This window comes from Helicobacter sp. MIT 03-1614, from assembly GCF_000762925.2.
GTDB classification, from domain to species: Bacteria; Campylobacterota; Campylobacteria; order Campylobacterales; family Helicobacteraceae; genus Helicobacter_C; species Helicobacter_C hepaticus.
Map to the genome: position 1 here is coordinate 1 of NZ_JRMS02000019.1, position 13,677 is coordinate 13,677.

Below are 13,677 nucleotides of genomic sequence, written 5' to 3' on the forward strand. Positions count from 1 at the left end.
TGCTCAATCCCACTATCCCAGCTATATATAGAGAATCTTTCCCACAAGAATTACGTGATAAAATAGAATGGTATGCTAAAAAGCATCATATTAAATAAAAAGATAAGTATTGATAAATGCCATACAAAGATGCAAAATACATAAAGCCTCAAACTTTCAATTTGCAAAGAAGAGGAAGTATTAAGAATCTAAAGAGGATTCTTTAAGTATGTGCTAAGTGCCTTTAAAAGCATACATTGTAAGGATTCTTTACTATTTTGATGAGATTGCATAATGGCTTGAGTTAATGAGTTTGCAAATATATCGTGTTCTAATATCTCAAAATATGGGCTATGAAGTTCTTTGCTAATAAGGGCTAATATGAGAGTGTTAAGAAGCGGGATAGAATCTATAAGCAAGGTATTATGCAGGATAGAATCTAGCTCTTGTGTGTCAAGTATGTGCTCATAAGTTGTCATATTGATGTGTGATAGGGGGTTATTAGGCATAGAGAAAGATTGTAGCATTCCTTGTAGGAATGTTTGTATATTCTTGGTATGAAGGATAATATCACTTTCCTTTGTTTGTGGTGATATTTCTTTTTTAGAAATGCTATCTGTTCTCATTGATTGCGATGAAGTGATAATGTTTTGTATAGTATCGTGAGTGCTTGCTATATCGGAGGGTATGGTATTTATAACTTGTGCTGGAGAGAGTTTTTCTAATATCTTATGTTTATCTAAACTGTCGGCCATATTTTCTTCATCTAATATTTTTGTATCTAGTTCCACTCTAGGCTTAACATCTATGGCAAAATCACTTTCATCAGCAATTTTATCAAGCACTTTTTTATAGTCCAGGAAGTCATCTTTTATATCTTTTGTGTCTATAAAGCTGCATTTATATTTTCCAATTCTAAAACTATCCCCAACTTCTATAATTGTTTCATAGCCTTGCTCAAGTTTAGAGAAAGATTCATTGTAAAATACTTCAGAATCCCCAATACAAGAGATAGTAAAGCAACCATCTTCATAGTTGATATTAACATGTCTTTCTTGAATAGATTCATCTGGTAAGCACAATTGATTGATGGAAGTATTGCCTATGGTTCCTCCATTATCGTCAAAAACACAATAAATCGGTTTTGCTTGGTTGTCAATGTCTTCTACAAGAATTGCTATTTGCTCCATTTGCGTTCCTTATTGTTGAGTGATAAGTTGAGGCATATTAAAATGCGTTAGAATACGGCTTAAATGTAAAAGTTCTAGCCTATTTGGAGTAATGCTAAAATCAAAATACCATTGTTTATTATTTTCAAAGTAAAGAGTGTTGCCTGTATTTTGAGCAGGTGTAATGTCTTTTATGAATCTAAGCCACGCCCATTCACCATTATAAATTTTATTGTATTGAGGCATTTGGTAATAGTCATTCACGCTCAAACGTAACTCCGTGCTACTATTGAATTGTTCAATAATAATCTGGATTTTAGGATTAAACGTGTGATCATAGTGTAAGGTCTGGTTGTTATAGCTTATATCAAGAGAGCTAAAATCTGATGATAAATCAAGGCATTGTATAAAAAAGTTAAGTGTAAGGTTATTGTTATTATCAAATATGCTATTGAGATTGCTTATTTGGTTAAAAAAACTTATAAATTGAGCAGAAAGCTTTATCGTCTCGCTATAGGCAGGATTTGGCACATAGGTATTGCCTTTTTTTTGCAAAATCTTACTTAGATATTGCGTATAAAAAGATTGTAATGTGCCTGTATTGCCAAAAAAATCTTTAAAAGTGTTGAGTGGCAAGGATTTATCCGAGTAAGCATTGAAAGGATAAAAAGGGGAGATATCATTTATAAAAGTATCATACACCTCTTTTTTCCATGCATTATTTAGAAGTGCATAGGTGCTTTTTTCTATAACGTTCCAAGAGAGTGTAGAAATCTCATTGTAGTATTGTTTTAACGCATGAGGCAACATTGCTGTGTTTCGCTTTAGCTCTACAAATGCGTCAGTTTCATCATTACTTCCTTCAAGGATATATATAAGCTTATCTTTTATGTTTTTTGTATCATCTTTTGTAAATTCTGTAATTTTACCACTCATATTTTGTATATCTTTAGCGAGTATCTCTTTTATTTCTTCCGTGCTACTTTGCTTTTTTATGTCATTAAAGGAATCTATTTGAGAGAGAAGTAAGGATTTTTCTCCTATGAAGTCATAATAATCTTTAAAGGAGTTACTAATATATGTAAATTGTGCTTTAATATCTGAGCTTGGCAATCCTAAGCTGTATGCGTAATTAAGCAAAAGAGTGTCGTTTAGGTGGGTATTATCATTTACGATTTTAATGAGGCTATTGAGTGGATTGGTAGATTCTGATAAGATTTGTAATTGTGTGAGTATATTGTTTTTGTCGGTATATTGCTTAGGAGATATAGCCTGAAGTAATTCTTCCCATCTTTGTTTATAATCATTAAGGTAAATACTAATAATATGTGTGTATAAATCTCTTTGTGCTTGTTCTGTGAGGGCTTGGTATTGCATTTTTTCATTATACGCCCAAGATTCTATTTTGATAGCAGTTTGTATATTGGTATCTAAATTACTTAAAAACTCCATTAGACCATCTTTTGTATAGGTTTTATCAATTTGACTTAATTTATCAGTATGCTCAAATATCATATAAAATGCTGTGCCTACCTTATCTTTAAGGTTAAAAAAGCTTTGTTTTTTTAGGCTATTTCTAAAAGCCATAATGGTATAGATTCTCTGTTGTTGCTCTAATTGCATAATTTGAGTTTTTGCTATGTGTAGCGCTTGTGTATCTTTTGGTTGTGTATGTGAGAGATTGCCTATAGCTAAATCTTCAATAGCGGTAATAAAATCATCTTTTGGAATTTTATATTTAGCAAAAGGTTGCCAATTCTTTATAACCCAATTTGCCAAAAGAGGTTTATTTATATATGCTTCATCATAGAGTGATTGATACATATAGATGGTTTCAATAAGTGTGGTTTGATCGGTATTGTGTAAGAGAATCTGCTCCATTTCTCTAAGCAATGTTTTGCCAATCACTTCTTCATTGATAGCATAATAAAAGTCTCTTGCAGGCAAAAATCCTTGATAGGAGAAATTCAGTGAAAAATACTGTATAATGGAGGGCTTTTCAAATAGAGATGGATAGTTTTTGAGTATGGCTTTAAGATGAAGCATAAGTTCGGTTTTTTCTTGCAGGGTAAGATGTTCATAAGAGCTTGTATTCGCAAGCAATGAAGTAATGCTATTAAATGTGATATGGCTTTTATCTACTTCTTTATAGGTTTTATGGATTAAATAAGTGCAAAAAACATATCCAAATATACATATACTTATAGTTCCAAAGGCGAGCCTGAAAGTTTGCCAAGAGGTTTTAATCATACTGCTTAGATGTGCATCTTTAAGAAAAATATGTTCTAACAAACCCTGCACAAAGTAGCTTCGCTTATTTTGCTTGGTTGCGGATTTTGCCGGAGGTTTTTTGATTTCGTATTTTTCACACACAGCATCAAGCAAGTAATTTCTGGGGACATTTTCTTGGTATGCGGAGGTAAAATATACGCCGCGGATATAGGATTTGTTTTTAAAGGCATTTTGTTCCTTTGCTTGGAGGATAAAGTCTATTGCAAGGGCAAAAAGCACATCAAGTTGCTTTAAAAATAAAAGGGCTAAATTTTTGTCTTCAAGTGAATGTAAGGATTGATTTCTACGCATAAAAGTATAGAGCAATGAATTGCTTAATTCTGTAAAAGTATTTTGTAGTTCTAATTTGCTACTATTTTTATCTAAAGTAAGTCCTAGCATTTTATTTGCAATGCTTTCATCAAAGATGTCCCAATATGTCCGCATACCCTCTAACAAGTCAATTTTATTAAAAACAATATAAATGGGGAGTTGCAAGCCTAGATTTTCTTCGCAATCACTCACTCTTTTGCTTAGATATTGTAAGACATTTTGTTCATATTGCTTTGGATTCTGTAAAAAAGCATGCACATCAATAATAAGCACAATGCCATTAAGTTTGCTATGAAAGGTATTAGTATTAAGGAAGTGTAAGAATTGATTCCATACGCCCTTTTTGATTAAAAAATCTTTATTCTTTTCTAAATTATCTTCAGCAATTTCATCGGTATTACTTGTTTGCCGAAAGTTCTCTTGTGCAAAATAATTACCTTCTGTATCAAGCAATGCACCCTTTTGAGAAATGTAAAGATTGAAGTTGTTGGTAGATTTGTGAAATTTCTTATAAGATGTCAAGCTTTCACTCAATGGATATTGTATATTCGCATAATTGATAAACGAGCTTTTGCCTGCTCCCTCATTACCAATAATAATCACTAAAGGGATATTTTTAAGATAGAGTTTTCTTTTCCACATACTCTTTGCGTCATTTAGAGCAATGAAATAATTTCTTTTAGCCCTGCGGAATGCCTTTGTAACTTCTTGTTTGATTTCCTTGTACTGTATGTGTTTCTCATTTTTGAGCGATTGAATAAGATGAATAAGTGGTCTATAAAGAAAGATAAAAAAGATTAAAAGCCATACGACAATAAGCACTTGGATTCTTGTTAATGCGCTACTAAAAATATAAATATCATTAAATGCAAATAAGGGCGAGTATATGTAAAAAAGTACACTTAAAAGCAACGCAAAACATATAAGTAAAATATAGAGAAAAGTTTTTGATTTGAGATAATTAAATATCTTGCCAAACATTTCCTTAATCCTCATGTGGAGATACCTTGAAGTGTTGCAAATTTTGTTTAAGGGTATCTTGTGTAATGGCTTTTTGAGATTCTAGCTTTAAAAATGAGAAAAGAAAGAATAATGCAACGATGGAGCAAATGATAGCCATAAGCCAAAATGGTCGCAAGTATTTTTTATGCAAAAGTTTTAGAATACGCGTTTGCTCTTGATGATTGAGGGCTAATTCAAAAGCTTTTTCTTCGCTACTTCCCATAGCAGGAGCAAGAGAATTTGCTATATTGCAGCATAGATGATTAATTTTTTGTTTGCCTTGAGTGTCGGAGGCATATTTGCCTTGATAGCCCAAAATAAGGCATGTATAGATAAATTCTAGCATATCTTTGTGTTTGCTTGGGGTAAGAAGCCATTGATTGGCAATACCATAAAACTTATCTCCACCTAGCATTTCATCAAAAAGACGTATAGTAAGTGTATGTTTTGCAAAGTGGCTATTGATAAAGCTTTCATTATGTAAGAGCATTTCATCAATAAATACACACAAGCAGTAACGGAGTTTGATTAAATCCTTATCTTCATAACAACGCAAAGCATTGAGATTGCTTCCGATAGAGAGGATTTCATTAGCAAAAGTTTCTTCTGTATTTGTGATATAGCTATCATCAAGTGTGCCTGTTTTGGAAAGTCGTGTAGCAAACAAAAGTAATGGCAAGGTCAAGTGTAAAATCTTATTGTTTTGCATATTGTTGCAATGGTTTGCAAAATTTGTTTCAAGTAGCAGGGAAAGTTCTTGCTCTGTGTTCATAGCATTTCTCTTTAGTTAAATAATGCCCAAAGCTTAATGTCGGGCTTTGTGATATTATTTGTCATATAAAGGCTGATAACATTTTGCTTAGCAAAATGCGTAAAGATAAAATCTTGCTTATCAAGCTTAAAATATACATAGCCACTTAAATGCGGTAGAGCTGATGGAATGCTGGGGATTGCCTCTATATGCAGTCCTTTAAGCTGTGAGGCAACAATGCTTTTAATAGTGGCTTGGGTATGTATTTTACTCTGTGTGCTAAAGGTTTCAAGTAATGTTTGCATAGGTAGAGAGGAGCTTACTGCTAAGAATAATTCCCCATCTTGCAGCATAGAAGCATTATCAAATATGCAATCGTAGAATCCATTGCCATTGTCTATGACTTGTGCCATTGCATATTTGGGTGAGGTAACATTAGCAAAGAGGAGGCGGATATTATTACTAAGCGGAATGAAAACCGCACTTAAATCATTGTGCTCGTAGGGTATAAATTCATCTTGTGCATCATTATGACTTATGGTAAGTAAGTCAGCTTGAAATTCTACAAGTTTTTCATATAATGTCTCTGGGTGTAGTTTTTCTTTATTGACAAGATAAGAAAAGATAAGCGTGTATTTTTTGAGGAGATTGAGCGATAAATAGGTGCTAAAATCAAGCGTATTTTTGGTTTGGTCTATGCCTCTAAAAATTTGCGTGAAGCTTTCTTTGTGTTGCTTGATGGAAAAGAGCATTTCTTCTAGAAAACTTTTTATAAAGGCATTACTGCAAATATCAATAGAGGTGGGGATAAATTTTTCATCAAGCTCTATTTTTTTGCTATGAGAATAGATGTTTTTCACTTTTGCTATGGGTATTTCTAGTTCATTTGGTGATTTGTCTCCAAGGATACCAAGCTTTAGCCGCAAACTCCCCAATGCAAGAGAAACTTTTTCTTGCTGATAAGAGATTTCTTCTGTGTTAGTATGTATGTAATCTTGCACATCATCGTGAATCTTGGAAGTTGTAGGTACATTGCTTACAATATACTTGGAGTTTGGAAAAGTATTTTTTAAAGACATATCAGCAGTAGCGTCTGAATATGTAGGGATTTTTAGCGTAATAATTGGTGAAGACATATTGGGCGGCAACTCCAAAACTTCAGGTAATAAATCATCATCTGGCGCATTAAACACGCTACCATCTTGTGTAATTCCACTAATTTGTGTAAGGGCTATTTTGCCCAAATTGAGCATATCGGTAGAAAAACTTACATCAAATACACCATAAAGATTAGATACAAGTCGAGAGGTTTTTGTATGGATAATATGTTCTAAAAATCGTTCTTGTTGCTCAAAATGGATTTTATCAATGTGCATACCATTATACCAAGCGACCTTAAGCTTACTGTTCATTGAACAAATCCTTTATATTATTTTCTCCAGCAGTGCCATCAGCCTTTGTATCTTTATCTTGACTTTGCTTACTTTTTTTGTGTTGCATAATGCCTTCAGTGGCAATATTAAGCTTGATTTTGTTTGAAAAGACACGATTCAGCTTTTTATAGAATTTTTGTTTTTTATCCTGCGGATTGGCAAAAAGAGCTAACACGCCGATATATTTACCCTCTTTTTTTGCAAATTCTGCAACAGGCACGTCAATTTCATTTGGCGGTACTTGCACCTTGATAAAATCTACAATGTCCCTTCCAAGGACAACATTTCCACGTGTGCTTAAATCTTGTATGGAATACTGCTTGAATTTACTAATATCCTTGAGCTGATAAATAATGAGCGTAACAGGCACATTATCGCCACGATTATTAAGGTTAGAATCTGCCTGATTGAAAGCCTGTATCTTAATAGGTGAGCCGCACCCACTAATAGCTAGCCCCATAAAGCAAACGAGAATGCAAAAGGAAATATGAAGCTGGATATATCGCATTAAAGACCTCTAAATCTGAACTTCTTTCTTGTATGGATTTTAAAGTTTGCACGATTATACTTAGATTAATATTTAAATTTGTTTAATTTTGCTATAATGAGATTTACCTTTTGGCTATCTATCAAATACTAAAGGTTATTGTTATGCTTGTTGGGTAGCTAAAACAACGGCAGTCTTAAGGATATACTATGGCAGAAAATTCTACTCCGCCAAAAGAGCGGATAAATATCACATATCGTTCAAAGACAAATGGGCAGAATCCTGATGTAGAGCTTCCTTTGAAGCTAATGGTTATGGGTAACTTTACAGGAGGCAATGATGTGCCGTTTGATGAACGAGAGGTTGTGTCTATTAATAAACACAATTTTAATCAAGTAATGCAAAAAATGAATATAGGCACACATGTAAGTGTAAAAAATGTCCTCAAGCAAGATGCAGATGAATTGTCTGTAAATCTTAAGTTTGAAGGGTTGGGTGATTTTTCACCAGATAGCATTGCTACTCAAGTACCAGAGCTAAACAAATTGCTTCAACTACGTGAAGCCCTTGTAGCATTGAAGGGACCAATGGGCAATATTCCGGATTTTAGAAAAGCACTCTTGGAGGCCCTCAAGGATAAAGATACAAAAGAGAAGCTTTTACTAGAGATTAAAGAGAATCAATCTACAGATGAAAATAAAAAGTGATTATCATTGAAGGAAAGTTTATGATAATCCATTAAGGAGATTACTTATGAGTGGTACATCAGCAAATACGCAAACTTCAATAAAAGAGCTATCTATCATTGATAGCATAATGCAGACAAGTAGATATTCAAAGGAAGATGAAAGTTATAATATTGCCAAAATGGGTGTGGCGGAATTTATCACAGAAATAGTCAAAACTGATAATGCAGAAAATAAAATCAACAAATACACGCTTGATGAAATGATAGCACATATTGATGATATTATTTCACGTCAAATGGACGAGATATTACATAATGAACAGATTCAGCAATTAGAATCTACATGGAGAGGTTTATATTTTTTAGTAGAACGCACTAATTTTCAAGAAAATATAAAAATTAATTTGTTTGATGTAACTAAACAAGAGGCTTTAGAGGATTTTGAGGCAAATCCAGATATTACAACAACTACATTATATAAACGTATTTATTCTTCTGAATATGGACAATTTGGTGGCGAGCCGGTAGGTGCAATTTTGGGTGATTATGCCTTGAATGCTTCTACGCCTGATGTGAATTTTCTCTCTAAGATGTCTTCTATTGCGGCTATGAGCCATGCTCCATTTTTAACTTCTATGAGTGCTAGTTTTTTTGGACTTGATAGTTATGCGGAGCTTCCCAAGATACAAGATTTAAAAGCACTTTTAGAGGGTCCGCAATATGTAAAATGGCGCACCTTTAGGGAAAATGAAGATTCTAAGTATGCTGGTTTATTGGTTACACGTTTTCTTACTCGATCTCCTTATGAGCCACAAGAAAATCCTATAAAGAAATTTAATTACAAGGAAAATGTGCATAACTCGCATAATCACTTGCTATGGGGAAATACTATTTATGCTTTTGCTACGCGATTGACTGATAGTTTCGCAAATTATCGCTGGTGTGGAAATATTATAGGACCTAAGGCTGGCGGTGCTGTAAAAGATTTGCCTACTTATATTTATGAAAGCTTTGGCACTACGCAATCCAAGATACCAACGGAGGTGCTTATCACAGATAGATGTGAGTATGAGCTTGCAGAATCTGGCTTTATAGCCTTTACGTTGCGACGTGATAGCAATAATGCAGTATTTTTCTCCGCAAATGCGGCATTAAAGCCAAAAATTTTTCCAAATACTCCTGAAGGAAAAGAGGCAGAGACAAATTATAGGCTTGGCACACAGTTGCCTTATATATTTTTAGTTTCTCGCCTTGCTCATTATCTTAAGGTATTACAAAGAGAAGAAATTGGGAGCTGGAAAGAAAGGGCAGATATAGAGAATGGCTTAAACGAATGGATGAGGCAATATGTTTCAGACCAAGAAAATCCTCCCGCAGAGGTTCGAAGTAGGCGACCATTTAGAGGCGCCAAAGTTCTTGTAAGCGAGATAGAAGGGGAAGCAGGTTGGTATAGAATAAACTTAAATGTACGACCCCACTTTAAATTTATGGGAGCAAACTTTGAACTTTCTTTGGTGGGGAAACTTGACAGAGAATAAATTATGTCTTTTGTAAATAAAATTATTTCTCAACTGCATCCTTATGCAGATTCTGCTTATTTTGAAGATAGAACCAAAACGATAAAAGATCATATCTCAATCCTCATGAATACTAAAAATGAGGGCATAAGTCTTATGAATTTTGCAGACTTATCGTTGGAAGATTTGGATATAAATACAAAAAATCTCGCCCTGCTTATGTCGGAAAAAATCTACCATCTTGTAAATACTTATGAAACAAGGGCAAAGATTCTAAACATAGAATATGATGAAAGCTTTGCTCCTTGGCAAATAAGTTTTTTTATGCGAATGCGTCATGTTGGGGGTGACTTGTTAGATGATTTTAATATACAAATTGTCTTTAAAAATAATCGCTATTGTGATGTAATGTAGGCGGTTTGCTTGAGATAGTTTTAGGAAACCCCAAAAAGTATTTGATTAAAGTAGAAAAGGGCAGATAAGTGAAAAATATTCATTATTTCCGTAAAGAGCTTGATTATTTGCATAAAATGAGGGAAATTTTTGTTAATAAATATCCCAAACTTGCCCCATTTTTATCCCACAATAGTAATGATCCAGATGTGGAACGTATTATAGAATCTTTAGCGTTATTAACATCTAAGATTCACGAAGAGCTTGATGGCAATATTCCCCTGATTGCAGAATCTTTAATTAACATTCTTGCACCCAATTACACAAACTCGTTGCCATCAATGTGCATACAGGACTTTGCACTTAAGCCAGAAAGCAAAGAATGCAAGGTTTTTATTCCTAGACACACAAGTCTTAAATCTACTCCAATAAACCAAGTGCAATGTGAATTTAAAACTATCTATGATGTTTGTCTGCATCCTCTTAAAATAAGCGATATGTCGCTTACTAACGAAGGGAAGCAGAGTGTATTTTGCCTTGATATTGTAAGCACAAACAAATTTTTTAAAATAGCAGATATGGATATTCATTTTTTACAGATTTATCTTGGCAGTGAGGTTTATAGTGCCAATACATTGCTTTTATGGCTTTTATGTTATTTGCAAGAAATTGTTATTGTCTGTGCTGATACTCTCACATCTTTTAAGATTCCTTGTGATTCCTTAGAGACTACTGGTTTTGACAAAAATGAGAGTATGTTTAGTAATGGCGATATAGGCTTTAGTGCTTTTACACTTTTACAGGAATTACTTTTTTTGCCAGAAAAATTTGCATTTGTGAGAATAAAAAATTTAGAAATATTAAAAGAATGTCAAAGTGAAAAGATGACTGTTAAATTTATTTTCAAAAAAGAATTGCCTAAAGATACCCTTCCAAAAGCCAATCAGTTTTCGCTATTTAGCACGCCCATTGTTAATCTTTTTTCTACGCAGGCAGAGCCGATTCTTACTGACCATACACGAAATGGGTATAGAATATTTATCGATAGGGCGCATCTTAACGCATATTCTGTGATACAGGTATTGAAAGTTAAGGCTCATAATAGCGACTCAGGAAGACGGATATTAAAAAATTACAATAGTTTTGAGCGATTTGAATTTGTAGATAAGGGAAATGATTTTTATGCTATTTCAAATAAGCAAGATGCAAATGGAGAGCATTATAAAGAAATTACTATTTATAGTAATCAATCTCGCAGAGAAACACTTTCCATTGATGTTTTATGTAGCAACAACAATCTTCCAAATGGTTTGCAGATAGGCTCAATCAATGAGATTGTAGGATATCAAGATGTCCTTACGCGTAATCTTATGTTACCTACAAAATCGCAACATAGAAGTATTGATAATGCTACATTGTGGGATTTTATCGCTACCCTTTCTTTTAATTATCAAAGTATAACGCATAAAGAGAGCTTCTTAGCATTGTTGCATACATACAGCTTTAATATTGATAAACCAAAAAATCTTTACGAAATAATAAGTGAATCCTTACAAAAGATAGAATCCAAGCCTGCTTATAATGTCAATGGATTTATTACATTAAGAGGTATGCAAATTACTCTATATATTGATGATTCAAAGTTTTATTGTTTAGGTGAGGCATATAAGATAGGCTTAGTGCTTGCACACTTTTTTTCTTCTTTTGTTAGTATCAATTCTTTTTGCGAGGTATCCTTGTGCTGCACAACAAGTAATACATCTTTTAGCTATTCTATCGTCTATGGCAATAAGGTATTATTATGAATTTTACTTTTTATCGGCTAATAAAAATGCTCTTGGTTTCTTTGAATAGGGAGCAAATCTTTTTACGTAGTGCTAGGAGTTTGGGACATGCGTATAAAGAAGTTGATATATTCCAACATCATGATATGGCGGATTTAGAGTCGAAAGATATGCTTCCACTTGAGGCTTCATCTGTAAAAGTTATGGAAAAATTACCTCAAAATATATCTTCCAAAATGCATACTGAATCTTTCGTGGAAGTTTTTAGTCATTTTTTTGGATTGCTAGGGCAATCTTCACCTCTGCCTTATTATATGCTTGATAATTTTGCAAAAAATGAAGATGATGGCGAAGGCTTTAGTCTTTTTTTTGATTTTTTTAATAATTATCTCTTATGGCTATTTTATGATAGCATATCACTTAGAGGTTATCATCGCTCATTTGAGACAGATTTTAGCGATAAAGTTTCTTTTGTATTGTTGAAACTTTTAGGTTTTAGTGATACAACAAGTGCAAAGGCATATCTTCCATTTGCACCTCTTATTTTAAGCCTAAGGAGACCAAAAGCTTATATTGAGAAAATTTTGGCACATAATTTTCATTTGCACGATAGAATTTCTATTGTCGAGAATATTCCACAAGCCATTCGTATCAATAAGAATCAACAGAATAGTTTAGGGTTTAAAAATGTTACTCTTGGTAAAAGTTTTCTACTAGGTAGCACAATATATTCCTATCAAAATAAAATATTACTCCGCATCAAGGATTTGCATTATCAGGAAGCCCTAGATTATTTTCCACATCATAAGCAGCACAATAAACTTAGAGAGAGTGTAATTTTTCTCACCAACAATGAATTTGCCATTGATGTTCGTTTAGATATGCAATATAACCCCAAAATGGATTTTAGGCTCGGCGATATTGCGAGGGCTACTCTTGGTTTTGGGTTATTATTAAATAAAAAAAAGGCGAATTTTGCACAATGTAGTATGTTAATGACACTATGTGAGTAAAAATATTTATATTTTTATAAAACTTAATTATTGATTTTATTTTTTTGTGTAGAATACTTCGCTTTTATATGGATAAAACTAACAGAAAGGAGCATACTATGGCGCAGCCAGCATATATTAAAATTGAAGGTGTTACACAAGGACTTATTTCTAGTGGGGCTTCTACGCAAGAGAGCATAGGTAATCGTTACCAAGCAGGACACGAAGATGAAATTATGGCTCAAGAGATTTCTCATATTGTAACTGTTCCCACAGATACACAAAGCGGACAACCATCAGGTCAAAGGGTGCATAGACCCTTTATTTTTACCTGTTCTCTCAATAAAGCTGTTCCTTTACTTTACAATGCCCTCACAAAGGGTGAAAGATTAAACAATGTAGAAGTACATTGGTTTAGGACATCAATAGGTGGTGGAGCAGAACATTACTTCACTACAAAATTAGAAGATGCTATTATTACAGACATAGACCTTATTATGCCAAATGCACAAGATACAAGCAATAATAACAAAACTGAGCTCTTTAGGGTTTCTCTTAATTATCGAAAAATTATTTGGGAACATGTTGTTGCAGGAACGAGCGGAAGTGATGACTGGAGAAATGCTTAATTTCTTCATATCTGTCTTAAAAAAACTTTTTACACACCCTTAAAGTTGTAGTAGAAAAACGGGATGCTTTGTGAGATAGTGAGATGAGCCTCTTTTTTCACAAAAATACCCCTAAAGGATAGTTTTATGAGTGCTTTTCTTTCTTTGGATATTAACTCTATCACCTTTACCATCACCAAAGCCCATATTAGAGAAAGTTTGCAGTCTCCTTTTCATATTACTTGTAATGGTTTTATAGAATCCTTTTAT

General features: G+C 33.4%; 11 protein-coding genes. 6 read left to right on the forward strand and 5 right to left on the reverse strand.

The features are described 5' to 3' along the window. Nucleotides 1-188 precede the first annotated feature (188 nt). From LS66_RS09655 to tssJ, 5 genes are read right to left on the reverse strand one after another with little or no spacing between them, the layout of a single operon-like run. Nucleotides 189-1,169 carry an FHA domain-containing protein gene (locus LS66_RS09655; protein WP_138092116.1) on the reverse strand — a complete coding sequence of 327 codons (981 nt, stop codon included), beginning with the start codon at nt 1,167-1,169 and terminating at the stop codon, nt 189-191. 9 nt (nt 1,170-1,178) lie between these two features. Then, on the reverse strand, nt 1,179-4,733 hold the full coding sequence (tssM, locus tag LS66_RS09660; protein WP_138092119.1) for a type VI secretion system membrane subunit TssM: 3,555 nt from the start codon (nt 4,731-4,733) through the stop codon (nt 1,179-1,181). Between the two features lie 4 nt (nt 4,734-4,737). Further along, the gene (icmH, locus tag LS66_RS09665) at nt 4,738-5,526 is read right to left on the reverse strand and encodes a type IVB secretion system protein IcmH/DotU (RefSeq protein ID WP_034367908.1); all 789 of its coding nucleotides are present in this window, start codon (nt 5,524-5,526) and stop codon (nt 4,738-4,740) included. 11 nt (nt 5,527-5,537) lie between these two features. Further along, nucleotides 5,538-6,917 (reverse strand): type VI secretion system baseplate subunit TssK, encoded by a 1,380-nt coding sequence (gene tssK / locus LS66_RS09670; protein ID WP_011115094.1) that lies wholly within the window; start codon nt 6,915-6,917, stop codon nt 5,538-5,540. Further along, nucleotides 6,907-7,446: a type VI secretion system lipoprotein TssJ gene (gene tssJ, locus LS66_RS09675; RefSeq protein WP_034367912.1), complete on the reverse strand. Its 540-nt coding sequence runs from the start codon at nt 7,444-7,446 to the stop codon at nt 6,907-6,909. Before tssJ ends, tssK begins: the two co-directional genes overlap by 11 nt. A gap of 188 nt (nt 7,447-7,634) precedes the next feature. Between tssJ and tssB the strand changes: the two genes are divergently transcribed. The 6 genes from tssB to LS66_RS09705 all read left to right on the forward strand — a co-directional run bounded on the left by tssB (nt 7,635) and on the right by LS66_RS09705 (nt 13,428). Beyond that, a complete protein-coding gene (tssB, locus tag LS66_RS09680) occupies nt 7,635-8,132 on the forward strand; it encodes a type VI secretion system contractile sheath small subunit (RefSeq protein ID WP_011115092.1) in 498 nt (165 codons plus the stop codon). A 46-nt stretch (nt 8,133-8,178) separates the two neighbouring features. Further along, nucleotides 8,179-9,651, forward strand: coding sequence for a type VI secretion system contractile sheath large subunit (tssC, locus tag LS66_RS09685; RefSeq protein WP_034367915.1), 1,473 nt, complete (start codon nt 8,179-8,181; stop codon nt 9,649-9,651). 3 nt (nt 9,652-9,654) lie between these two features. Then, entirely contained in the window at nt 9,655-10,044 is a 390-nt protein-coding gene (locus LS66_RS09690) for a hypothetical protein (RefSeq protein ID WP_034367917.1), read from the forward strand. Between the two features lie 68 nt (nt 10,045-10,112). Beyond that, entirely contained in the window at nt 10,113-11,828 is a 1,716-nt protein-coding gene (tssF, locus tag LS66_RS09695; protein WP_034367919.1) for a type VI secretion system baseplate subunit TssF, read from the forward strand. Next, on the forward strand, nt 11,825-12,820 hold the full coding sequence (gene tssG / locus LS66_RS09700; RefSeq protein ID WP_034367921.1) for a type VI secretion system baseplate subunit TssG: 996 nt from the start codon (nt 11,825-11,827) through the stop codon (nt 12,818-12,820). Before tssF ends, tssG begins: the two co-directional genes overlap by 4 nt. Nucleotides 12,821-12,918: 98 nt before the next feature. After that, complete coding sequence (locus LS66_RS09705; protein ID WP_011115087.1) at nt 12,919-13,428, forward strand: Hcp family type VI secretion system effector; 510 nt, start codon at nt 12,919-12,921, stop codon at nt 13,426-13,428. The last annotated feature ends 249 nt before the right edge of the window (nt 13,429-13,677 follow it).

Coding starts and splice junctions, on each gene's coding strand:
- LS66_RS09655 (WP_138092116.1), bottom strand. CDS start 1,169: ATGGAGCAAATAGCAATTCTTGTAGAAGACATTGACAACCAAGCAAAA.
- tssM (WP_138092119.1), bottom strand. CDS start 4,733: ATGTTTGGCAAGATATTTAATTATCTCAAATCAAAAACTTTTCTCTAT.
- icmH (WP_034367908.1), bottom strand. CDS start 5,526: ATGAACACAGAGCAAGAACTTTCCCTGCTACTTGAAACAAATTTTGCA.
- tssK (WP_011115094.1), bottom strand. CDS start 6,917: ATGAACAGTAAGCTTAAGGTCGCTTGGTATAATGGTATGCACATTGAT.
- tssJ (WP_034367912.1), bottom strand. CDS start 7,446: ATGCGATATATCCAGCTTCATATTTCCTTTTGCATTCTCGTTTGCTTT.
- tssB (WP_011115092.1), top strand. CDS start 7,635: ATGGCAGAAAATTCTACTCCGCCAAAAGAGCGGATAAATATCACATAT.
- tssC (WP_034367915.1), top strand. CDS start 8,179: ATGAGTGGTACATCAGCAAATACGCAAACTTCAATAAAAGAGCTATCT.
- LS66_RS09690 (WP_034367917.1), top strand. CDS start 9,655: ATGTCTTTTGTAAATAAAATTATTTCTCAACTGCATCCTTATGCAGAT.
- tssG (WP_034367921.1), top strand. CDS start 11,825: ATGAATTTTACTTTTTATCGGCTAATAAAAATGCTCTTGGTTTCTTTG.
- LS66_RS09705 (WP_011115087.1), top strand. CDS start 12,919: ATGGCGCAGCCAGCATATATTAAAATTGAAGGTGTTACACAAGGACTT.